Source organism: Pseudoalteromonas sp. J2K-J979 (assembly GCF_058169715.2).
On sequence record NZ_CM200281.1, the window covers coordinates 495776 to 519247 of the forward strand.

A 23472-nucleotide genomic window follows, 5' to 3' on the forward strand; every position below is an offset into this window, starting at 1 on the left:
CAAACTTATTGAGCTTGACGCCCCATCAAATACGCATAAACGAGAGCACTTAATATTTGACCCGCTTCATTCATTCCTTGATTGAGGCCTGCAGGGTGAGTTTTAGGTGCGGCTTCACACAGATGAAGATAACGGCTAGTTGGTATAGTGGCCATATTAAAAACAAACTGCTCAGCTTCGTTGACACTAAACCCACAATTTGTAAATGCGCTAACCGGCATGTGAGAAATACTATCCACATCAACCTCAACCCCTAAAGGTCGGGCTTGTTTTATTGCTTTGGATTTAAAAAGCGAGCAACTATCTTGAAATGTGAGAGTTTGGCGCACTTTTATAGTTTGATAGGAGTCAAAAGTAAACCTAGCTTCTTCTAACGCGCTGAAAATAGCCTCGTTGTTTTTCAGTTCGTGCAAACCTATGACATGATAATCACTCAGATATCCACGTTCATACGCGTAGCGGAATCCATTACCGCTGTGACGTCCTTCAATTGAACGAAAATCCGCATGAGGGTCAAGGTTGACTGCACTAACTTGAGTCTGAGTGCTTGTTGCAAGCGCTTGCAATAAAGGATAACTATTATTGTGACCGCCACCAATGACAATCGGCTCTAACCCAGCTTTGAAAATTGCCGTTAATACTGGCTCAACAACGTCATCAATGTCGCTACATAGCTGACGTAGTTTATTTAAATCTTGAACTGAATGTGGATCAAGCCCTGCACTTTGAGCCATGATACAGCTAACATCAATCTCTCCAAGTAGTAAAATCTGTTCACTAGCAAAGAAGCGGTTAGCCTGCATATTTAAAAAACGGCTTAAGAATGCGCGCCAACCAAAATCAGCCCCCCCATTGCCACAATTAGCACGAGGGCCAATATCTTCTGGGATCCCAATTAATACATACTTGATGCCAAATTGTGCGGCATCATTCAGTGCTTGAGTGAAATCTACTTGAGTATTGATATAAAAGAGAGATTGGCCAATTTTCTGCTCACCTTCTCGCGGGCTGATAAATGGCGCAATATCATTTTCGGTGTAAATATTTAACTTGAAGGACATGAATTAGCGATCTTCTAAATCAAATTCACCTTCAGAGTCGAACTCATCTTCTGAATCAAACTCATCTTCATCAGCTTCAAGATCTTCCCCAGATATGATTATACCTGTGCTATCAGCATAGATGTAATCGTCTTCATAAAAAGAGACCCCTGCAAAATTGACAGGAACAGCTAATTCGCCATTATTATTATCTTCTGCGCCAACCGGAATGGAGGCGATTGCTTGAATCCCTATATCGAGCTCATCTAATTCATCAACATGCCTAACTGCACCATAAACAACGATGCCTTCCCAATTATTTTCGAGTGCTAGTTCAGCTAATTCAATATCGATCAATGCCCTTCTAGTGGAGCCGCCGCCATCAATTAATAGCACTAAATCCGTACCATCATTAGCCAACGCATCACGGATCAATTGGTTGCTTTCGAAACATTTGATGGTTTTTATTTGTCCGCCAAATGAGGTTCTGCCACCAAAATTTACGAACATAGGTTCGAGTACATCGACTACTTCGGCAAATTGGTCACATAACTCAGATGTATTGTATTGCATGAGCTGATCCTTAGGTGTTAGCTAATGAGGTTATGTGTCTCAGTATACATTTGTCTGGACGCAATACAATCAAATAAACTCTGATTTTCGATAGAAATATTAATGTCTTGAAATCTTCATGTAATTGTTACTTGACCCAATTAGGCTTAAGTAAAACGCAAGGGAGTGAGCCATGATATTTGTCAAAATCACTGAGTTGGACCACGCAATTTTTCGCGGGTTATTTAAGCCCAATGCCCCCAAATGGTGGCAAGTTTTATTTGTAAACCTATCTAAAACTGGCGATGGCTATGTATATATTGCCTTTGCTGGTTTGTTACTTTACCTCAACAAACCACAGTCATTGAGTTTACTTAATGTGCTACTGCTGGGCTTCATGATTGAGCGGCCATTGTATTATTTTCTCAAAAATGTATTCAAACGCACGCGACCTTGTCATTGGCAAGGAGGGATGTCATTTATCATTCCGAGTGATCAGTTTAGTTTACCTTCAGGCCATAGCGCTGCTGCTTGGGTGTTTGCTGCGTCGGTGTCTTTCTTTTTACCTCAATATGAAGTGTTATTTTTTACTTGGGCGAGCTTGGTGGCTTTATCAAGAGTGATGTTAGGGGTGCATTATCCATTAGATATCGTACTTGGTTCATTGATGGGTTATGGGTGTGCGCACTTAAGCATGAAAATCACAGGAGTGTTATGAGAATTTTATATGGTGTTCAAGGGACTGGGAATGGTCATACAACACGAGCTAGGGTGATGGCTGAGGCATTTAAACAGCATGATGTTCAGGTTGATTATCTTTTTTCAGGCCGAAATCCATCAGATTACTTTGATATGGAAGCCTTTGGAGAATATCAAACCCGGACAGGCCTCACTTTTGTGACCCAAGCTGGAAAAGTGAACGGTTGGCAAACAGTCAAACAAGCAAAGATAAAGCGCTTTTTTAAAGATATAAATGCACTTGATTTAAGTTGTTATGATCTTGTGTTTAATGATTTTGAACCTATTAGCGCTTGGGCGGCCAAAAAACAAAATGTACCAGTTATAGGGATGAGTCATCAAGCTGCGTTTTTATCGCCGAAAGTCCCAGTAATAGGGAGTAATATTTTAACACGTACACTGATCCGTAAATTTGCTCCTGCAGATATGTATTTGGGCGTACATTGGCAGCCTTTTGCTTGTAATATTATTCCACCATTTATTAGTCAAAACCATCAAGAAACCAAGGTTGTTGCAGTTAGAAATAAAGTACTCGTTTACCTTCCCTTTGAGTCATTAAGCAAAGTGGTCGAGTTATTAAGAGGTTTCCCGCATTTTGAGTTTTATTGTTATCACCCAGATGCAGAAGATCAATCCATGGCTCATATCCACTTACGAAAACCGTCGCGCAATGGCTTTTTAAGTGACTTGTGTAGTTCAAGTGGTGTAATTGCCAATGCTGGTTTTGAGCTCTCAAGCGAAGCATTACGCTTTGGTAAAAAGCTTTTATTGAAGCCTTTATCTGGCCAATTTGAGCAGAGCTCGAATGCGTATATGCTGTGTAATATTGGTTTAGCTAAAGTGATGCAGTTTTTAGACCCTGATGCACTTGAAGATTGGTTGTTGATTCCTAATATCGAACAAGTCAATTTTCCGTCCGATCCATCCCCATTAATCGAATGGCTGATCAAAAAGCAATGGGATGAGGTAGGTCTGTTGAGTAAACAATTATGGCAAGATGTGAAATTATAATTTACTTGAATTAGCAGTTTTATCAGAGCCTTCTATAATCTATTTAATGTCAACGAAACAGGTAGAACTCTATGGAAGTGTTACAGCGATTTTCAATTAAGTTGCGGTTACAACTTAATGCTTTAGTAATTGGGATCGCAATGGTTGTATTACTTATCGTTCTAATTTATGAAACGAATAGTATGGCAAAGCTTACAGAAGCGATCAAAGTTACCGAAGGGCTAAGCATTTCACAGCTTGAACTTCGTAAACATGAGAAAAACTTTTTGTTTTTTAAAGAAGAGCAAGAATTAGAGCTATTTGAACTTAAATATAAAGAGCTTGAAGAAAAAGCGGCCCTTCTGAATAATATTTTTGCTGATTTAGGCTATGAGCTTGATGACATCAAGAAACTTAAAAACTTGATATCTCATTATAATGAGGTGTTTGAAGCTGTTGTTCAGTTGCAAAAGACAATCGGATTGCACCCCAAAGATGCACTGTATGGTGAGCTCAGAGCTGCAGTTCATGAAGTAGAAACTCTGTTGAAAGAACAAAATGATTTTGAGCTACTGAGTGCTATGTTACAGCTCAGACGCAATGAAAAGGACTTTATGCTGCGTTTGGATGATAAGTACTTAACTAAATTTAACGAAAATGTGGATAGTTTTTCTAGTTCTATTTCACAAAGCCAACTCCCAAGTGATTATAAAAATCAACTTAGTGCATTATTAAAAGTGTACCATCAAAAATTCTCAGGCTTAGTGCAAGCTCAAAGGGCACTTGGACTGACACTTGGCAGTGCAAAACTGGGAGAGTTGACTACCAGTGCTAATGATAATGATGAATTTATTCGAGGTTTAGTTAAATTAACCGAGCAGCGTATTGATGAAGGTATCGCTTTGGCTAAGACTTTAAGCATTTCAGTATTTATTGTTGCCAGTTCGATCGTGATGTTTTTGGTTTTCTTTACTAGTAAATCTATTATCACCCCGATAAATAAAGTGTGTGAGACGATTAATAAGATACGTGGAGAAAATAATCTAAGTATCAGTGTTCGCTCATCTGGAAAAGATGAAATTTCGATCATGACCAATGATTTTGATAGTTTAATCGGTGATTTTAAAACCCTTATTTTTGAAGTGAATACAGCGCTTGGAATTTTAGGGGTTGCAACTGAAAACTTAGCGAATACCACCGCAGCAACCAGTGATGGCATGAGGGAACAATTACACGAAGCGGATATGGTGGCAACAGCCGCGACACAAATGCAAGCCACGATTCAAGATATTTCATTTAATACTGAAGCTGCAGCGAAAAAAGCAGAAACAACCAATGAAAGTGCATTAGAAGGTAAAAAAGAAGTTGACTCGACAGTAGCGCAAATATCTCAATTAACAGACTCTTTAGGTGGTGCATCTGAGGTTGTCTCTCAGCTAGAGAAAGATGGTGAAACAATTGGTTCTGTGCTGGATGTAATACGTGCAATTGCTGAACAAACAAACTTACTGGCGCTTAATGCTGCCATTGAGGCTGCGCGAGCGGGCGAGCAAGGTCGAGGTTTCGCTGTTGTTGCTGACGAAGTGCGTTCTTTGGCACAAAGAACGCAAGATTCGACTCAAGAAATTGAAGGCATTATTCATACGCTACAGCAACGTACTCAAGAAGTTGTGAGCTTGATGAATAAATGTCGTACTCAAGGTGATGAGAGTGCTAACCAAGCAAGAAAAGCTGGGGAATTATTGGAGTTTATTACTGAAAATGTACAAACCATCATGGACATGAGCACACAAATAGCCACAGCCATTGATGAGCAGAATTTGGTTGCTTCTGAAGTGAATAAAAATGTGGTTAGGATCCGAGATATTGCAGAGCAAGCAGCCAGTCATTCGGAGACCAATGCGCATACGAGTGAAGAAGTGTCAGAGCAGGCGAAAGTATTACACAGTGCAATAGCTAAATTTAAAGTTTAAAGGGTTTTAATGTTAATCAAAGGCTCTCTGGTAGCATTGCTGCTAGAGAGTTTTTTTAGGTACTCTTGCCAAAGCGTATCTTGGTTTTTAGCCAAATGTTCAAAATATTGCCAGCTATATAATCCCGAGTTATGTCCATCATCAAACACTAACCGCAGAGCATAATGCCCGACCGGATTAATTTTGCTAATCGTAACTTGTTTCTTATTTGCAACTAAAGTAGCGGTTGCAGGACTATGGCCTTTAACTTCTGCAGAAGGGGATAGGACTCTTAGAAATTCAGCACTGAACGTGGCTCTGTGATCATTATCAAAATAAACATCTAAGGTTTTTGCTTGTTGATGATAATGGACCTTTTTAACGAGCATGACTTGAACCTTTTAAAGCAGAAAAAAGCTGAGGCTGCCCTCAGCTTTTTAGGATTATAGAATAAAACGGCTTAAATCTTCATCTTCAACCAAAGCGCCTAAATGCTTGTTTACAAACTCAGCATTGATCAGCATATGTTCACCTGACTTTTCAGATGCATCAAATGAAATTTCTTCCATTAGTTTTTCCATTACAGTATGTAAACGACGTGCTCCGATATTTTCGGTTTTTTCATTTACACGCCATGCAGCTTCGGCGATACGCTCAATTGCATCGTCGCTAAACTCTACTTTTACACCTTCAGTGCCCATCAGTGCATGATATTGCTCGGTCAAAGATGCGTGAGGTTCAGTTAAAATACGTTTAAAGTCATTGGCGCTTAGTGCTTCTAATTCAACACGAATAGGTAGACGGCCTTGTAACTCGGGAATCAAATCTGAAGGTTTGGCCATTTGAAAAGCACCTGATGCTACAAATAGAATGTGATCCGTTTTAATCATGCCGTGTTTTGTGGTGACTGTTGACCCTTCAACGAGTGGTAATAAGTCACGCTGAACACCTTCTCGGCTTACATCAGGGCCTGATGAATCACCACGCTTACAAATTTTGTCGATTTCATCAATAAATACGATACCATTTTGTTCTACAGCGTGAATAGCTTGTTCTTTTAGCTCCTCAGGGTTAACTAAATTAGCTGCTTCTTCTTCAATTAATAGTTTAAAAGCATCTTTAATTTTTAGTTTACGCTTAGCACGCTTATCTGAACCCAGATTTTGGAACATGCTTTGTAATTGATTCGTCATGTCTTCCATACCCGGAGGTGCCATGATTTCTACGCCAACAGGTTGCTGGGCAATATCAATTTCAATTTCTTTGTCGTCTAACTGGCCTTCGCGTAATTTTTTACGAAATACTTGGCGAGTTGAAGAATCACGTGTTTCTTGGGTTTCTCCCCAGTTATCTTTAGCGCTAGGTAATAAAGCTTCTAATATGCGTTCTTCAGCGGCTTCTTCGGCACGATGTTTTACTTTTTTAGTGTGTTGCTCGCGAGTCATTTTTATCGCGATATCCGCTAAATCACGGATGATCGTTTCAACCTCTTTACCAACATAACCTACTTCAGTGAATTTAGTGGCTTCTACTTTGATAAAAGGCGCATTTGCGAGCTTAGCTAAACGACGGGCTATTTCTGTTTTACCGACACCCGTTGGACCAATCATTAAGATATTTTTTGGTGTCACTTCTGCACGCAAATCTTCAGGTAATTGCATACGACGCCAGCGGTTACGAAGGGCGATAGCGACGGCTTTTTTGGCACTGGCTTGGCCAATAATATGTTGGTCCAGTTCGTGGACAATTTCTCTAGGGGTCATCGCAGACATGTCTAAATCCTCTTAAAGCTCTTCAATTGTGTGGAAGTTGTTGGTAAATACACAGATATTACCTGCGATAGTTAAGCTTTTTTCAGCAATTTCTTTAGCACTTAACTCTGTATTTTCGAGCAGTGCAGTGGCAGCTGATTGCGCAAATGCGCCGCCGCTGCCAATAGCAATTAAGTCGTTCTCTGGCTGAACAACATCACCATTGCCTGTAATAATAAATGATGCAGTATGATCAGCAACGGCCAAAAGAGCTTCTAGTTTACGAAGGGCGCGATCGCTACGCCAGTCTTTGGCCATTTCAACTGCTGCTTTGGTTAAATGACCTTGGTGCATTTCTAGTTTGCTTTCGAAGCGTTCAAATAAGGTAAAAGCATCTGCTGTACCGCCAGCAAAACCGGCAAGTACTTTGCCGTTATAAAGACGGCGCACTTTTCGTGCATTACCTTTCATGACTGTATTTCCAAGTGAGACTTGTCCGTCTCCAGCGATGACTACTTTGCCTTCACGGCGAACTGACACAATCGTCGTCATAGTAATTCCTTAACGCGAGTGGCGATGGTGCCACTCGTTTATTTATCTTAAGGAGGGAGATGGGGGTGGTTAAGTTAAAATCAAGACCAGTTAAGGATTTGACATCGAGCAGCGTTGGCTCGCTTTAATTTATTTCGATCACTTTCAGCTAAGCGTTTTGTGTTATATGGTCCAAGTTTGACTCGATAATAGCCATTTTTTGATTGGCTTATCTCAGAGCTAATTCCTTGAAACGCAATCATGGCTTTTTGTGTTTCAGCGCGTTCGCTGGTTTTAAATGAACCACAAATTAAAGCATACGGACCTTTTTGCTCTTGCTCAGTCACTTCCACTTCTATTTCGTGGCTTTTAATTTCTTCAATAAACTTAGGTGGTTGTGGTTTTATTTCTGGTTTTTTTTGCACTTTAATAGGTGCTTTAGTTTGTTCAGCCACTTGCGCTGGGGGTTTATTATGAGTGATATACCATAACCCATAACTCAGCCCAGACACTAAAACAATGGCTAATAAAGACAGACCAATAGGCAGTTTAGCTTTTGGAGGCGGCGCTTTTTTATTGGGTCGCTTTTTATTGATGAAGTCGTGTTGAGCCATAAGAAATATTACTTATTAAAAAATTAGTACGAGAGCGAGAGAATTGGCCGATAGTCTAATACATTTCTATCCAGATGTATTAATGCATTTGAATTGAAAATATAAATTAATTCGCCAACGCGGATATTTTTACCATGCTTTAGATTAATTAAGATCCATCGGATCGACATCAATGTGCCACCTCACTTTAGCAGCCAGTTTGCTTTGATTTAAGTAAGCGGTGAGTTGTTGTAAATAGCTGTGCAATGATGCCCTGTTTTGCGCCTGAATATGAAGTTGGAATCGGTATTGGCCTGCAATTTTTTCAAGTGGTGCGGGAAGTGGGCCTAGTATTTCAATACCGGGTGGTATTCTTTCAGGAACAAGGTCATGTAAAAAAGCTAATACTTGTTGTGGGTTATGGGCTTGAGCTCGAATTAATGCGAGTTGGGAGTACGGTGGAAATGTCGTGATTTCTCTTTCTGTTAGTGCATAGCGAGCAAAATCTTGGTAGCCGTTATTGATCAAGTCTTGTAATAGTGGGTGATCTGGAAAATGCGTCTGGAGTAAAACTGTACCAGGTTCGCCACTTCTCCCCGCTCTTCCAGATACTTGAGTGATTAGCTGGGCTAAATGCTCGGTGGCGCGAAAATCATACGAGTACAAACCTGAGTCAACATCTAGAATTATGACTAATGACACATCTGGGAAGTGATGTCCTTTTGCGAGCATTTGCGTCCCAATGAGTAGTCGTGCACCTGGTGTATTAATGTCATGCAATGCACTTTCTAGGCTGCCTTTTTTGCGGGTGGTATCACGATCGATTCGATTGATGGGGATATCTGGAAATGCTTGAATTAAAAATTCTTCGATTTGCTCCGTCCCTTTACCTGCAGGGAAAATTTGTGTACTCCCACACTCAGGGCATTGCATCGGCGGTTGGGCTTGTTCTCCACAGTGATGACAAATTAGGGCACGCGAACTTTTATGATAAGTCGCACTGGTGCTACAGCGAGTGCAATTACTGACCCAGCTGCACTCATGGCAGATTAGTGTGGGGGAAAATCCTCTACGGTTTAAAAAAATCATCACTTGCTTTTGTTTTGCTAAATGTTGCTCAATTATAGGGAGGCAACTAGTTGCGATACCGGCTTGCTCTTTTTGGCCTCGCATATCAATAAGTTGGTAATGATTGTCGGTACTGGTCTGCGCGCGTTGGTTGAGGCTCAATAATTGATATTTGTTTGTAAGTGCTTTGTGTAAAGTTTCTAATGCTGGTGTCGCTGTACCGAGTACTAATGGAATATTTGCTTGATGAGCGCGAAAAGCGGCTAAATCACGGGCGTGGTAACGCAGGCTATCTTGTTGTTTAAATGAACTATCGTGTTCTTCGTCGACAATAATCATACCTAAATGCTGGAATGGAGTAAAAATGGCTGAGCGAGTGCCTATCACTATTGCACAGCTTCCCTGTTCACAATATCGCCATGTTTGCAGGCGCTCACTATCGTTCAGTGCTGAGTGCCAAAGCATAATGGGGGTGTTTGGAAATCGGCGTCTAAACCGATTGACAGTTTGTGGGGTTAGACCTATTTCGGGCACTAACACTAGCGCTTGCTTCCCAGCTGCGAGAATATCGGCCAGTACTTGCAAGTAAACTTCAGTTTTACCACTGCCTGTGACCCCTTCAATCAGAAATGTTTGATAACCCCGAACTTGCTTGATAGCGGCACATGCTACCGCTTGTTCTGCGTTTAGTGTTAGCGGCTTATGTATCTCTAACGGGTGTTGTTGCCATTGGTTATCATATTCAACAAACTGATGAGCCACTTCAATGGTTAATAGACTTTTGATGGTCTGGCTTGCAAAACCAAGCGCTTTAATTTCAGTGATGGGGGTTTTGCCAGATTCTTTTAAATGACAAAGTAATGCGTGTTGTTTCGCGCCCCGAAGATCGCCGCTTTTCAATCCCTTTTCTGTCAGTTCAAGGTAAGTGACACTGGTTTTGTCGGGTGATTGACCTTTCCGAAGGAGGCTTGGTAAAGCTAGTTGCAGTGTTTCACCTAAAGGGAAGCAGTAGTACTGACTCGCAAATTTCAGTAAATTTAAGAGTTGCGTTTGAAACACCGGAGCTGTATCGAGCAGGCTGTTGATGGGTTTGAGCTTTTCGATGGCAAAGTCACTGTTATCTTTTTGACTTAATACGATGCCTATTTTTTTTTGATTGGCGAAGTTGACTTCAACCCGCATGCCTGGCGCTATTTGATTCATTAACGTATCGGGAACAAGGTAATCAAAGGTTCGATTGAGTGGAACTTTAATTGCAACTTCTACTATGTTCATTGAATTGAAAACCAGTCTGACCAATCACTTAGCGTGATTATATACCCAACCCAGAGAAAGATGCGAGGGCCTTTATTATTGTGCGCCACAACAGATCTGCATGAATGTAGTTGCAGCTTCTAGGCGATATAAAGCATCTCAAGTGAATATTATATTCTCTTATTTATTAAATTCTTATGTTTTAAATAGAAGGAGGTAAAGGATATTATGTTGCTGATGAAAGATAACGCTTGTGTCGGTGTACTGATTTGTCTAAAATACGCGCCCTAACTACATTTGTTTAACTACGTATGGTGCCAGACTTCGGGTTTGGAGAGCGATACGGCCTTACCTGAGGTTACTATGAAAAAAGATATCCACCCTAAGTACGAATTAATCAATGCCACCTGTTCATGTGGTAACAGCTTTTCTACTCGCTCTACTTTATGTAAAGACGTTCACTTAGACGTATGTTCTGAGTGTCACCCGTTCTATACTGGTAAGCAAAAAATTCTTGATACAGGTGGTCGTGTTGATCGCTTTAACAAGCGTTTTGGCGCACTTAGCAGCAAAAAATAATTTGTTGTTATTGTTTAAAAAAAAGCACCTTCAGGTGCTTTTTTTTGTGGCTGAAACTTTGGTTAAACGCTTGATTTAGCCCAATCTGAACGAATGCTCGCCAGATTGGATCGTGAATATCCCATTTTTTTCAGTAGTCTGTTGTGCGAGTTGATAATAAACGTTTCTATTTAGCTTAGCTGTTAAACCATGATGAAGAATTAAGTAGGGAAGTGTTTGGTCTAGATGTTGCTGCAAAATTAAAGGGTGTCTTGGCGATAATACAAAGGTGCGCGCAAGGTTATCGACTAAGCACAATGCTAATCCTTGTTCTGTTTGCTGTTCATTGTAATCAACAATTACAAAAGGGGCATCGTCCACTTTAATTCTGACTTTTTCTACAGGGGTTTTTAAATAGTAACTCTGGGCTTCTTTAAGCATGACAGAGGCAAAGAGTTTAACCATTTCTATGCGCTTAATCTCTGTACCTTGAAAGTACCAGCGCCCATCCGATCGGATATGGATATCGATCTCGCCACAAAAAGGGGGATCCCAATTGTCTAATTCAGGAAGCTTTCCTTCAATGTGTTGACTGAGCGCGGCTAAGTCCATGGATTAATGTTTTTCTAATGTTAGGACAAATGAAACTGGTACGGCTTGTGCGATAGAAGGCAGCCCGGCTAGTTGCTGTAATTTCTCAACACCAGCCGTTAAGCCAAAGTCAGCGGCATTGATAAGTACAGGCATTACTGAAGCGACAATTAACCCGCCCGTGACTTGGTGTGTAATTAACACATCGACATTGATTTCTTTATTTACACCATGAAGAGAGAGGCTTGCAGGTAAGCTCATTATCTTTGATTGGCCTTTTTTGATGCTCTCAAGGGCGGATGACACATTGGCTGAAAGTGTTAGGTGAGGAAACTGAGCTGTTTCAAATAAGAACTCTTGCATGCGTGTATTGCGTATTGCGATGTTACTTTCGATGCTGGCCAGATCAATGTTCATATTGAACAAGCCGCTGTCATTAATTTCGCCCGAAAGTGATTTAAAAAAGTGTGTTTCTGCAATGGTATTGTTTTTAATTGATACAAAATTTACGCGGCTTTGTTCATTATCAATTTGCCAATGAGCGAAACTTGGAGTGCTAAGAAGACAAAGCGCAGGAAGAATTAATGTCTTAAACATGGTGAATACTATCCAAAAAATAAATTTGGCAGATGATAGCATCAAGTTAAATAATTTGTAGTAACAATAGGATATTTTGTATTGATTATTCTAGGGAGAGAAAAAAGTAAAAAATGGGGCGATTGACGGGGATTGAACCCGCGACAACCGGAATCACAATCCGGGGCTCTACCAACTGAGCTACAACCGCCACTAACACCATGTTTGGTGTGGCGCGCATAATACATAAAATAACTTCCTTTGGGAAGAGTTGTGATAGTCTTTTTTTAAATAAAATGTATTGGAGATGGTTTTTGATGCTAAAACGAGCGGTTTGGTTGATTTTTGGTTTGCTGAGCCTGTTGTTAGGCGGGATTGGTGTAGTATTACCGTTACTGCCAACGACCCCCTTTATATTATTGGCTGCCTTTTGTTTTTCTAAAGGATCAACGCGTTTGCATGCTTGGTTATTGAATCATCGCCTATTTGGGCCGCTTATTGTCGACTGGCTGCAATACGGAGTGATCAGTTTTCGGGTTAAGTTAATCGCAACATGTTCAATGGTGCTGATGGTTGCTTATCCTTTGTTATGTTTGTCATTCTCACAGTACTTAAAAATGCTGGTGTGTATGTCTATCTTAATAGTCCTGATTTTTATTTGGACTCGACCGAGCGTCAGAGCTTTGTCAAAAGGCGATGTATGAACCTTTGCTGACTATACGAATTAAAAATTTAAAAATAGGATAAAAATTTATTATTTTTTTCATTACTGCACAAATAAAGTTCGATATAATTGCCATCCCTAAATTTGACACTTATGGAATAAAACATGGATAAAGCTATTGAGTGGTTAACGAGTAACTCAGATTTGCTCTTGCACTATGGTGTTCAAGCAATTTTTGCAATTGTTATATTTATTATTGGTAATAAAGCGGCACATTTTGTCGGAAAACTAACAGCTAAAGGGTTAGAAAAGCGTAAGGTAGATAAGGCTGTATCGAGTTTCTTATCAAGCATTGTTTATGCTTTAGTGTTTGCAGCTGTAATTTTGATGGCTTTATCACAGTTAGGCATTCAAACTACTTCGTTTGTTGCTATTTTGGGTGCTGCGGGTTTGGCTGTAGGTCTCGCGTTACAGGGGTCGTTATCTAATTTCGCATCAGGTGTATTAATTATTATTCTGCGCCCGTTTAAAGCCGGTGACTTTGTTGAGGCTGGCGGCAAGTCGGGCAGTGTACAAAAAATCGAAATCTTTTCTACTGAATTACGCACGCCAGATAATAAAGTTATTATTATGCCCAACTCAGCAATTATGGGTGGCCCCATCACAAATTTTTCTCGTGAAGCAACGCGTCGTATCGATTTAGTGATCGGTGTCAGCTATGAGGCTGATTTGAAACAAACTAAGCAAGTGCTTGAAAATGTATTAAATGCTGATGAGCGTGTATTAAAAGATCCTGCATTTACTGTCGCAGTGCTAGAGTTAGCCGATTCAAGTGTGAACTTTGTCGTACGCCCTTGGGTGAATAGCGGTGATTACTGGCCAACATATTTTGCATTGATGGAAAATATTAAAATTGCTTTAGACGATAACAATATCTCAATTCCATATCCACAAATGGATGTGCACTTACATAAAGACGCATAAGACTCAATTTAGATTTAAAAGGTTTTAAATGAAAAAGTTATTATTAGTCAGCGCAGTCTTAGCCACTTCAAACGTTGCTATGGCTGATGAAGCTGACAAAACGTGGGAAGTATCAAGTGAGCTGGGTTTAATTGCCACAAGTGGTAATACAAAGACAAATACACTCAAAGGTGCGATTACAGCACAGCACAATTTAGAAAGCTGGGTGAATGAGTATAAGCTTGATGGTTTGTATAAAGAAGACGAAGTAACTTTAGATTCTGGGGTGAAAGAAACGCAGCGTACGAATGAAAAGTACTCAGCGTCAGCAAAAGGGAATTATGAAGTGGGTGAAAAACACTCACACTTTTTCGTTTATGGTTCGCACGTATCAGATTATTTTGGTGCATACCGACATGAAACATTAGCTTCTTTAGGTTATGGTGCACGTTTTTATGAAACCAGCACGATAAAACTCGATGCTGAAATAGGTCCTGGTTATAAGTATTTTAAACACTCAGAAACAAGTGCAGTTAAAGATTCCAAAGGTAACCTAGTTGCAGGTGAAACGGATGGCGAAGCCATTGCTCTTGGAATGGTTAATTTTAGATGGAAAATTAGTGAAGGCGCGCGTTTTACGCAACTTGTACAGGTTGAATACGGCGACACCAATACTAAGACTAAATCTGAATCGGCATTATTAACTAAGATCAATGGTTCAATGCAAATGAAAGTGGGTTTTAATGTCACCCACAATAGCGATGTTTCGGGTGATAAAGAAAACACAGATACTGAGACGGTATTGACGCTGGTATACAATTTCTAAGGTAGAAATTGTTATTATTTGTAACAGGGAGCATTTGCTCCCTTTTTTTTTATATCTAAAGTCAGGTAGAATAGCGACCTTTGTTTTGACTTTTTCTTGATATAAGGGATTTGCGTGAAATTTTTAAGCTTAATCTTTTCTGCTTTAGTACTCATAGGTATCACAAGTAGTGCAAATGCTGCTTCACCGACACCACAACAATTAGAACAGTTTAAAAAATTACCGAAATCTCAACAGCAAGTACTCGCGAAACAATATGGAATTGACCTTAATTCGCTCAATAAAAAATCGGATAACAATACATCAGAATCTGAAAGTAATACGCAATCGGTATTTCCTCGAATTGAAGAGCTAGAAACTGAGGAAGATAAGTTAGATAAAAAATTTAAACCCGAGACTGAAGAGCTCAAACCGTTTGGGTATGAACTTTTTGCCGGTGAGCCTATGTCGTTTACACCAAGCGAGACTGCAGCTGTGCCAGAAACTTATATTGTAGGGCGGGGTGATGAGTTTCAAATTAATTTATACGGCAAAGAAAATCAGATGTATGACGTGGCAGTTGATCGTGAAGGTCGCTTAGCGATACCTGATTTAACACCTGTCCATGTCGCTGGTCTTAGTTTTTCTGAAGTAAAAGAGCTGATCAAAACCAAAATTACACAAGAAATTATTGGTGTAAAAGCCTTTGTATCGCTTGGTAAATTACGTTCGATGCGCGTGATGGTGTTAGGTGAAGCCTACAAACCGGGATCATATACTATTTCCTCCTTGTCTTCGTTAAGCCATGCATTATTTGTCGCAGGAGGGGTGAGCGATATTGGTTCTTTGCGCAATATTCAGTTAAAGCGAGCAGGAAAAACGATTACCACTTTAGATTACTATGATCTATTGATTCGAGGCGATAGTACAAATGATGTGATGCTCAAAGCGGGGGATGTGGTTTTTGTTCCATCGGTTGGTAAGCAAGTTACAATTTCTGGATTGGTGAAGCGCCCAGCTATTTTTGAATTGAAAGAGAATGAAACCGCTGAAGATTTGATAAAAATGGCTGGTGGATTTAAAGCTGAAGCTTTCCCGCAGAAAACTATCATTGAGCGTTATAAGGGCAATAGCTTTAAAACAGTACTTACACTCGACTTTTCACAGCAGCCTGTAGATTACCAACCTCAAGATGGCGACATCATTAAAATTCAAGCTTCTTCAAAGGAGCTCGAAAATGCGGTGACTTTGATGGGAGCGGTGGCCCGTCCTGGACATTATGCCTGGAAAAAAGGAGATCGCATCTCGAGCTTAATTTCTTCCATAAAAACAGATGTATTACCAATTGCTGACTTCGACTATTCATTAATCGTAAGGGAGAAGAATCTAAAAGGAGAAATAGAGATACTGCAGTTTTCATTGTTGGAAGTATCAAACAGTTCTTCCCTAGACTTTAAATTGGAGCCTCGAGATATCGTTGTTATATTTAGTCGTTTTGAAGAGAAAGTAGATGAAAAGCGTGTACTCTCAGGTATGGCATTTACGGAAGAGCAGATTGCATTACAAGAAAAAGTCGAACAGTGGCAACAATATGAAAATCGAAAGTTTCAAGAATATATTGGCATTTTAATTGAAGAAAAAGAGTTAAAAGAAAAAGACATAGATAGCCTAACTCAATTATTAAAAGGTGAAAAAGAAGAGCTTAATGAGGATGATTACTCACTATTTAGTCGCAAATTATTATTGAAACCTATCGTTCTTAGGCTACAACAGCAAGCCTCATCAGGCAGTGAAGCTCAATTAATAGCTGTTAATGGTAAAGTTCGTTATCCAGGTGTTTATCCGTTAGTAAAAGATGGAAGTATAGCCAATGCAGTAGCTGCAGCGGGAGGTTTGTTAGAGTCCGCTTTTTTAGAAAAGGCAGAGGTGACACGGCTTTCTCAAAATAGTATCAATAAAGTTGAGCATATAACTTTTAATATCGAATCTGCATTATTAAATCAGTCAGATTTAAAATATAAACTTAAAAGTAAAGATTCATTAAATATCTTTTCAGTTCCTAATTGGCAGGAAGAGGTGTCCGTTCAGTTGGTTGGTGAAGTTCGTTTTCCTGGTATTTACTCTATCAGGCGCGGTGAAACACTTGAAAGTGTTCTTGAGCGTGCTGGAGGGTTGACCGAGTTTTCTGCTCCTGATGGTGCTATTTTTACTCGAGAATCGATTCGTATAAAAGAACGAGAGCAACTTAAAAAACTATCAGAGGACTTGCGCCGCGAAATTGCCTCAAAAAGCTTTCAGAATTCGATAACTGATTCGTCACTGAGTTATGAAGATACAAATAAGCTTTTAAATGATTTGTCTGAAGTAGAAGCGTTAGGTCGTCTCGTTATCGATATTAATGAAATTTATAATGGCACTCAAAAACTTGAACTTGAAGACGGTGATACACTATATGTTCCAGCCATTCAAAATACCATAAATGTGATTGGTGAGGTTAATGTATCAACGTCTCACTTGTTCAATAAGGAAATGACATTAGAGACTTATATTGCAGCTAGTGGTGGCTTTAAACAAAGGGCTGATGAAGAACGCGTTTACATTATCAAAGCTAATGGTTCAGTTAAAATACCTAGCAACGATGCCTGGTTTTCTGTGTCTTCTGGAGTTGATTTGGCTCCTGGGGATACAATCGTGGTTCCTCTAGATGCTGAGCACATGGATAAACTCACACTGTGGAGTACTGTTACACAGATAGTGTATAACTTGGGCACTGCGGCGGCTTCTCTTTCTGTCTTGATAAAATAGTGTTGCAGAAGAATCTTAGAATTGAATGGAATAATATTAAATGCAGTCTGTCTTAAATAAAGCCAATGATGAAATAGCTTTAATGGAGCTATTTAAAGCCTTATGGGGGGGGAAGTTCATTGTCTTAGCTTTTGCTATTGTCTTTTCTGGAATGAGTGTCTTTTACGCGCTTTCAATTCCGAATATTTATAAATCAACAGTGTTGCTAACTGCTGCAGATGAAGGTAAAAGTGGAGTGGGGTCTAAGCTTACATCTCAATTTGGGGGGTTGGCAGCAATGGCGGGTGTTAACCTAGGCTCAGCAACGAGTGATAAGTCAGCTTTAGCTTTAGAGATAATCAAAAGTAGATCGTTTATTGTTGAATTTGTCGAATACTATGATTTTAAAGTAAATATTATGGCGGTTAAAGACTGGGATGCGCATCAAAACGCACTGGTTTATAATGATAATGTTTATGATTCAAAGTTAAAACTCTGGGTTAGAGAAGCTGTATTTCCGAGAGTGGCAGAACCAAGTTCTCAAGAAGTATATGAGAAATTTTTAAAGGAGCATTTAGTCATAACTTCTGATAAGAAATCAGGTTTGACTCAAATTTCGGTCTTTCATGCTTCACCTTATATTGCGAAGGATATTGCCGATAAATTGGTTGAGGCTATAAATAGTAAAATAAAGAAAGATGATATTGAAGAGGCCAATAATAGCATTAACTATTTAACAGCAGCTTTACAAGAAACAGTCGTAGCAGATATGCAAAAAATCTTTTATGAGTTAATTGAGCAACAAGAGCAAACTAAAATGCTTGCGAATGCGCGAAGTGAATATGTGTTTAAGGTAATTGATCCTGCAGTTGTTCCAGAGCTAAAAGATGGCCCGAAAAGAGCTACTTTATGTATATTTGGTACCTTGCTTGGGGTTTTATTAGGTAGTGTAATTGTTTTAATAAGATTTTTTATAAAAAATAAGTAAGCTATTTTTACTACGGGTAGATAATAAAGGTTAGTTCCTAATAAATTGTATTTTAAGGTGCTGTTTATTATTGAAAAATGACTATGCCTAATTTGTTTTTTTTATAGTTTGTATTACAATATCGTCCACAATAGGAAATGTATTTTAAATTATGTTTACAGAAACATTCACGGTCTTTTTTGCTTTCCTTGCATCTTATATCGCTATAATCACGATCAAACCATTCGCTATAAAAGTTGGCTTAGTTGATGAGCCATGTAGTCGAAAAAAACATATAGGCTCAATTCCTCTTATTGGTGGCGTGTGTATATTTGTTGCTGTCTTAGTATCTGTTTTAATGTTTTATCCACTAGATAAACCCCTAGTGAGCTACTTGGTCTGTGCTGGAGCGATTGTGCTCTTGGGTGTTGTGGATGACTATAGGCAATTAGGAGTTAAAATTAGACTTTGTATCCAAACGATTGTTGCTTTAGTAATGATGTGGGGTTCTGATGTATATATTCATAATCTCGGTAATTTATTTGGTACAGGTGGGATTGACTTAGGTTTGTTTGGTATTCCTTTTACAATAATAAGTGTTATTGCCGCGATTAATGCATTCAATATGATTGATGGGATTGATGGATTAGCTGGTTCGCTTAGTATTACAACATTAGTATCAGTTTTTTTACTGATGAGCTTCAGTGGTCATTTTGCTATTACAGCATTACCTTTAATTATTATCGCCACAATTGTGCCTTATTTAGCTTTTAACTTAGGGGTTAAAGGGCATCGGAATCGCAAAATTTTTATGGGTGACGCAGGTTCAATGTTTATTGGTTTGAGTATTGTTTGGTTTTTGATGGTGTGCACCCAAGGTGAGGGCGTTGCTTTTAGGCCTGTGACAGCCCTTTGGATTATTGCAATTCCACTTATGGATATGATGGCGATCATTATCCGTCGTCTTAAAAAAGGTCAATCTCCCTTTATGGCAGATAGAGATCATTTGCACCATGTATTTATGCGCATAGGTTTTAGCTCTCGTAAAGCACTCTCTGTGATCGCAACCTTCTCAATGATTATGAGTGGGGTAGGAATAACTGGTGAGTTATTAGCGGTTCCTGATTTAGTTATGCTTGTTTTATTCATAATGGTTTTTATTGGCTATTCTTCCTGTATTCAACATAGCTGGAAAGTGGCTCGCTTCTTGAGGCGAAACCGCAATAATAGTCATTCATACAAAAAGCCTTAAGTATTTACTTAAGGCTTTTTCTTGTTTGGGCATAAATTTCTGTTTCAAGCAAACCTCTTATATCGACAGTAATCGTCAATCTTGGTAGTATCGAGCGGGTATTCCTTTCTATGCTGATATGGTCATTATAAAACTATGAAACAAAAAAAATTATCTTCTCAATTTGGCTTTACAATGATGGAACTATTAATCGTTATTGTGATTTTAGGGTTACTAATGTCCTTAGTGGCACCAAAGTTTTTTAATAAATTAAGCACGGCAGAGAGAGGCATAGCAGCTACTCAAATGTCTGCATTTGAAACCGCTTTGGATACTTATCGCTTAGATTTAGGTAAATACCCGCAAAAACTCGAAGATCTGAGAGTTGGATCTGAACCTCGCTGGGATGGTCCTTATTTGCCTAAAGATATTCCGCTCGATCCTTGGGGAAATCCTTATGTATATAAAATTCCCGGTGAAGACGGGAACCCCTATAGCATCATGTCATATGGTGCTGATGGCAAGCTTGGTGGCGAAGATAGTAACGAAGACATAGTTCATAAATAATGGAAATAAATCAATTACTTCGTGATGAGTTTTTTATAACGCAACCCGATCTTGAGCGAGCACTCAGTTTTCAACAGCGGTTTGGTGGTAGATTAGAGCAAATTTTAGTTAATATGGGGAGCCTTCCAGACGATCAAGTTCCTCATTTTCTATCGCGTTATCTCGATATTCCTTTGCTAGATTTGTTTACTTGGCAAGAGCAAAGCTTACCTACTGTCGCTGATGAAGATTTTAAAATACTGGTATCGAAAAACTGGCTACCGTTAAAGGTTGATGGTGATAATTGGACCTTTGCGTGTGTTTTTCCGCTTGATCTCACGATAAATGAATGGCTAAGTAAACATAAAATTAACGCTGAGCTGTTTATTGCCACTGAATCTGACATTCAAAGTTTATTAGCTCAGTATGAGCAACATACGGTGGAAGAAGATAACTCAGAGTTTGTTGGAGATGAAGAGGATCGACTCAGAGAGCTGGCCACAGAAGCACCTACGGTTAATTTGCTCAATTCATTAATTTCTCGAGCGTTGCGTCAGGGGGCATCTGATATGCATTTAGAACCATATCAGGGGCGTTATCGGGTGCGCTATCGCGTCGATGGTGTATTACATGAAGTAGAGCGTTTAGCCCCAAAAATGCAGTTGCCGATTGTGACCCGTTTGAAGATATTATCTGGAATGGATATCGCTGAAAAGCGCCGACCGCAAGATGGAAAAATTGAGATGAAAATCTCAAATCAAGAAATCGACATTCGTGTTTCAGCATTACCACTTAATGATGGTGAATCGGTCGTCATGCGTTTTTTACGCAAAGATAATGTGCAGTATGATATGTCTGTCCTTGGGTTATCGGCTGATATTGAAGCTATGATACGAGGTGATATCCGTACCACTGCGGGGGTTGTATTGCTCACAGGCCCAACTGGTTCAGGTAAAACCACGACCTTGTACACGTTTTTAAATGCACTTAACAATGATGATGTGAAAATAATAACTTTAGAAGATCCTGTCGAGTACCAATTACCTGGAATCAACCAAGTACAAGTAAACAGTGATATTGGTTTTGATTTCTCTGCAGGTTTACGGAGTATTGTACGCCAAGATCCAGATATCATCATGCTTGGTGAAATCCGCGATAAAGAAACTGCACAAATTGCACTGCAATCGGCGTTAACGGGTCACTTAGTTTTCTCAACCGTGCATACCAATGATGCAGCTAGCGCTTATACTCGGCTACTCGATCTAGGAGTTGAAGAATTTCTACTTAATGCCGCTTTAGTCTCGATAGTTGCACAGCGGTTAGCCCGAAAAATTTGCCCTAAATGCTCAGTACCTCATCCTGATGCCGAGTCTTTGATTGAGAAGTATGAGCTTCATGCATTTGCGAATAAATTTGATTTAAGTGAATTTAACCTTCGTAAAGGCGAAGGGTGTGAGCATTGTTCTCATACTGGCTATAAAGGTCGAATGGCAGTCACCGAATACTTGGGTTGTGATGACGCAATAAAAGCGATGCCTAAAGACAGCGATTTTATTAATAAAGCCAAAGCGCATAATGCAAAGTTAAATCGTCGTACTTTACTTGAAGATGGCTTGTATAAAGCTGTACAAGGCTTTACGACAATAGATGAAGTATTGCGAGTTGCGGGCTGATGGCATTATTTAACTACAAAGCTTACGATAGCTCAGGTGCAAAAACGGATGGTCAAATCGAAGCAAGTGATCAATCCAACGCCTTAGAGCTATTAAAAGCACAAGGGCTCCTGCCTTCAGAAATTAAGGCTTATCAGGAGCCTGGAAAAAATGTTTTTAGCTTTGGAGAAAAAGTAAACCTTGCTGATTTAGAGTTTTTAACAGCAGAGCTTAGTTTGTTGTTGGAATCGGGCGTTAAAATTGACCGCGGTATTGATATCATACGTAAAACCAAAGCCAAACCCGCTTTAGCTAAATTACTCAATGATCTGAACCAAAGCATCAAGAAAGGTAACAACTTGTCTGATGCATGCCGTGATCATCCTGAGGTTTTTGATGAGCTTTATTGTAATTTGATTGAGCTTGGGGAAGCATCAGGAAACCTGAGCGAAATATTTGCTGACTTAGCCAAAGACTTAAAATTTAAACGTGATTTACGCAGCAAAATCATCAGCTCGCTGACCTATCCAAGTGTTATTTTTTTCGTCTGTATTTTAAGTATTGTGTTCATTTTTAACTTTATTATCCCAAAAATGTCGAGCATGTTCGCTGATGCCAAAGATTTACCTTGGTATACCCAAATGATGCTGAGTAGTAGCGAGTGGATGATGCAGTATCAAGGCTTATTACTTGTTGCTTTATTGGCCGGTACTTTCGGGTTAGTTGCGGCGGCAAAACAACCTAAGTTTTTAGCTTGGTGGCAAAATACCTCGCTAAAACTTCCTGTAATCAGAACAGCTATCATCACCATCGAACGCATTCGTTTTAATAGCGGTTTGGCTATGATGGTTAAAGCCGGTGTGCCGATAGATAAAGCATTAGGGCTATCTGCAGGTAATATCAAAAATCATTCACTACGCCGAGAGATGGAAATAGTCAAACAAAAAGTAAAGCGAGGGAGTGCACTTACTCCTGCGTTAAAACAAACCTCCCTTTACCCTGATTTTTTTATCTCACTACTCGAAGTGGGCGAAGAGTCGGGTAATTTAGAGCGGGTATTTGATGAAGTGGCTAACCGGTCACGTCAAGAGTTCGAAAGCTGGACCTCTAAGATGACGACCCTAATAGAGCCGTTGATGATCTTATTTATGGGTGGTTTTGTTGGGAGTGTTGTAGTCGTAATGCTTTTAAGTATGGTGTCTCTTAACGATGTTGGATTTTAAACCAAATGAATCTGGATGTGGCTAAGCAACGAAGAGGAGGGATGGGATTCACGTTAATTGAGCTCATGATTGTGATGGCAGTAGTTGCTTTATTAATGGGGTTAGTAGGGCCGCTAACTTTGCAGCAACTAGATAAGAGTGAAGCAAAAACAGAGCTCATCAGTTTTCAGAATAACTTGAAGTACATGAGTAAGGCAGCATACCTGACAGGTCAACATTTTCACTTAAATTTGAATGGCAAAGAAGTTATTATCAAAAACATAAATTCATCAGCAATAATCAAAAGCACAACTTACAAGCATTTATTTTTTAAAAACAGAAGTCTGCGATTTAATCAATACGGATTTATTCAAGAACGAAATCCAGTCTCAATTCATGTTGGAAATAAGATAGTGGAGCTTGAGGTTTTTGATTTAATCAATAAGCCTTATAATTTTGAATAA

The 23472-nt window shown here is 39.5% G+C and carries 23 protein-coding genes and 1 tRNA gene; 14 read left to right on the forward strand and 10 right to left on the reverse strand.

The annotated features are described in order from the left end of the window. Positions 1 to 5: 5 nt before the first annotated feature. Together AC3KVK_RS02360 and rraA are read right to left on the reverse strand one after the other, a co-directional pair. A complete protein-coding gene (locus AC3KVK_RS02360; RefSeq protein ID WP_490311035.1) occupies positions 6 to 1061 on the reverse strand; it encodes a formimidoylglutamase in 1056 nt (351 codons plus the stop codon). 3 nt (positions 1062 to 1064) lie between these two features. Continuing rightward, positions 1065 to 1613, reverse strand: coding sequence for a ribonuclease E activity regulator RraA (gene rraA, locus AC3KVK_RS02365; RefSeq protein WP_490311034.1), 549 nt, complete (start codon positions 1611 to 1613; stop codon positions 1065 to 1067). 172 nt (positions 1614 to 1785) lie between these two features. On the opposite strand from rraA, the gene AC3KVK_RS02370 reads away from it, so the two are divergent. The 3 genes from AC3KVK_RS02370 (at position 1786) to AC3KVK_RS02380 (ending at position 5293) form a co-directional block, all read left to right on the forward strand. Then, on the forward strand, positions 1786 to 2310 hold the full coding sequence (locus tag AC3KVK_RS02370; RefSeq protein ID WP_490311033.1) for a phosphatase PAP2 family protein: 525 nt from the start codon (positions 1786 to 1788) through the stop codon (positions 2308 to 2310). Beyond that, positions 2307 to 3341: an MJ1255/VC2487 family glycosyltransferase gene (locus AC3KVK_RS02375; RefSeq protein WP_490311032.1), complete on the forward strand. Its 1035-nt coding sequence runs from the start codon at positions 2307 to 2309 to the stop codon at positions 3339 to 3341. Before AC3KVK_RS02370 ends, AC3KVK_RS02375 begins: the two co-directional genes overlap by 4 nt. 71 nt (positions 3342 to 3412) lie before the next feature. Continuing rightward, complete coding sequence (locus AC3KVK_RS02380; protein ID WP_490311031.1) at positions 3413 to 5293, forward strand: methyl-accepting chemotaxis protein; 1881 nt, start codon at positions 3413 to 3415, stop codon at positions 5291 to 5293. On the opposite strand, the gene AC3KVK_RS02385 is transcribed toward AC3KVK_RS02380, so the two are convergent. The 5 genes from AC3KVK_RS02385 to priA form a co-directional block, all read right to left on the reverse strand. Further along, entirely contained in the window at positions 5290 to 5661 is a 372-nt protein-coding gene (locus tag AC3KVK_RS02385) for a gamma-butyrobetaine hydroxylase family protein (RefSeq protein ID WP_490311030.1), read from the reverse strand. The genes AC3KVK_RS02380 and AC3KVK_RS02385 overlap by 4 nt on opposite strands. A 54-nt stretch (positions 5662 to 5715) precedes the next feature. After that, positions 5716 to 7044 (reverse strand): ATP-dependent protease ATPase subunit HslU, encoded by a 1329-nt coding sequence (gene hslU, locus AC3KVK_RS02390; protein WP_490311029.1) that lies wholly within the window; start codon positions 7042 to 7044, stop codon positions 5716 to 5718. Positions 7045 to 7056: 12 nt separating this feature from the next. Further along, positions 7057 to 7575 (reverse strand): ATP-dependent protease subunit HslV, encoded by a 519-nt coding sequence (gene hslV / locus AC3KVK_RS02395; RefSeq protein WP_193332262.1) that lies wholly within the window; start codon positions 7573 to 7575, stop codon positions 7057 to 7059. A gap of 80 nt (positions 7576 to 7655) precedes the next feature. Further along, positions 7656 to 8168, reverse strand: a complete 513-nt coding sequence (locus tag AC3KVK_RS02400; RefSeq protein WP_490311028.1) for an SPOR domain-containing protein — start codon at positions 8166 to 8168, stop codon at positions 7656 to 7658. Between the two features lie 144 nt (positions 8169 to 8312). Further along, positions 8313 to 10490, reverse strand: a complete 2178-nt coding sequence (gene priA / locus AC3KVK_RS02405) for a primosomal protein N' (RefSeq protein ID WP_490311027.1) — start codon at positions 10488 to 10490, stop codon at positions 8313 to 8315. Between the two features lie 342 nt (positions 10491 to 10832). On the opposite strand from priA, the gene rpmE reads away from it, so the two are divergent. Then, positions 10833 to 11048 carry a 50S ribosomal protein L31 gene (gene rpmE / locus AC3KVK_RS02410; protein WP_086744205.1) on the forward strand — a complete coding sequence of 72 codons (216 nt, stop codon included), beginning with the start codon at positions 10833 to 10835 and terminating at the stop codon, positions 11046 to 11048. 75 nt (positions 11049 to 11123) lie between these two features. Here rpmE and AC3KVK_RS02415 read toward each other — a convergent pair whose 3' ends face one another. The 3 genes from AC3KVK_RS02415 to AC3KVK_RS02425 form a co-directional block, all read right to left on the reverse strand. Beyond that, positions 11124 to 11639, reverse strand: a complete 516-nt coding sequence (locus AC3KVK_RS02415) for a DUF1285 domain-containing protein (protein WP_490311026.1) — start codon at positions 11637 to 11639, stop codon at positions 11124 to 11126. A 3-nt stretch (positions 11640 to 11642) separates the two neighbouring features. Continuing rightward, the gene (locus tag AC3KVK_RS02420; RefSeq protein WP_490311025.1) at positions 11643 to 12215 is read right to left on the reverse strand and encodes a YceI family protein; all 573 of its coding nucleotides are present in this window, start codon (positions 12213 to 12215) and stop codon (positions 11643 to 11645) included. Positions 12216 to 12329: 114 nt separating this feature from the next. Then, positions 12330 to 12405: transfer RNA gene (locus AC3KVK_RS02425), tRNA-His, on the reverse strand. Positions 12406 to 12511: 106 nt separating this feature from the next. Here AC3KVK_RS02425 and AC3KVK_RS02430 point away from each other — a divergent pair. The 10 genes from AC3KVK_RS02430 (at position 12512) to AC3KVK_RS02475 (ending at position 23472) form a co-directional block, all read left to right on the forward strand. Continuing rightward, positions 12512 to 12898, forward strand: a complete 387-nt coding sequence (locus AC3KVK_RS02430) for a YbaN family protein (RefSeq protein ID WP_490311233.1) — start codon at positions 12512 to 12514, stop codon at positions 12896 to 12898. A 125-nt stretch (positions 12899 to 13023) separates the two neighbouring features. After that, positions 13024 to 13842 carry a mechanosensitive ion channel family protein gene (locus AC3KVK_RS02435; RefSeq protein WP_490311024.1) on the forward strand — a complete coding sequence of 273 codons (819 nt, stop codon included), beginning with the start codon at positions 13024 to 13026 and terminating at the stop codon, positions 13840 to 13842. Between the two features lie 28 nt (positions 13843 to 13870). Beyond that, complete coding sequence (locus tag AC3KVK_RS02440) at positions 13871 to 14647, forward strand: DUF481 domain-containing protein (RefSeq protein WP_490311023.1); 777 nt, start codon at positions 13871 to 13873, stop codon at positions 14645 to 14647. 114 nt (positions 14648 to 14761) lie between these two features. Continuing rightward, a complete protein-coding gene (locus AC3KVK_RS02445) occupies positions 14762 to 17431 on the forward strand; it encodes an SLBB domain-containing protein (protein ID WP_490311022.1) in 2670 nt (889 codons plus the stop codon). Positions 17432 to 17471: 40 nt separating this feature from the next. Further along, on the forward strand, positions 17472 to 18398 hold the full coding sequence (locus AC3KVK_RS02450; RefSeq protein WP_490311021.1) for a Wzz/FepE/Etk N-terminal domain-containing protein: 927 nt from the start codon (positions 17472 to 17474) through the stop codon (positions 18396 to 18398). A gap of 151 nt (positions 18399 to 18549) precedes the next feature. Then, complete coding sequence (gene wecA / locus AC3KVK_RS02455) at positions 18550 to 19629, forward strand: UDP-N-acetylglucosamine--undecaprenyl-phosphate N-acetylglucosaminephosphotransferase (RefSeq protein ID WP_490311020.1); 1080 nt, start codon at positions 18550 to 18552, stop codon at positions 19627 to 19629. Between the two features lie 135 nt (positions 19630 to 19764). Further along, the gene (gene gspG, locus AC3KVK_RS02460) at positions 19765 to 20175 is read left to right on the forward strand and encodes a type II secretion system major pseudopilin GspG (protein ID WP_490311019.1); all 411 of its coding nucleotides are present in this window, start codon (positions 19765 to 19767) and stop codon (positions 20173 to 20175) included. Further along, a complete protein-coding gene (locus tag AC3KVK_RS02465; RefSeq protein WP_490311018.1) occupies positions 20175 to 21827 on the forward strand; it encodes a GspE/PulE family protein in 1653 nt (550 codons plus the stop codon). Before gspG ends, AC3KVK_RS02465 begins: the two co-directional genes overlap by 1 nt. After that, the gene (locus AC3KVK_RS02470) at positions 21827 to 23029 is read left to right on the forward strand and encodes a type II secretion system F family protein (protein ID WP_490311017.1); all 1203 of its coding nucleotides are present in this window, start codon (positions 21827 to 21829) and stop codon (positions 23027 to 23029) included. The genes AC3KVK_RS02465 and AC3KVK_RS02470 overlap by 1 nt, the downstream gene beginning before the upstream one ends. 17 nt (positions 23030 to 23046) lie before the next feature. Then, positions 23047 to 23472, forward strand: coding sequence for a prepilin-type N-terminal cleavage/methylation domain-containing protein (locus AC3KVK_RS02475; protein WP_490311016.1), 426 nt, complete (start codon positions 23047 to 23049; stop codon positions 23470 to 23472).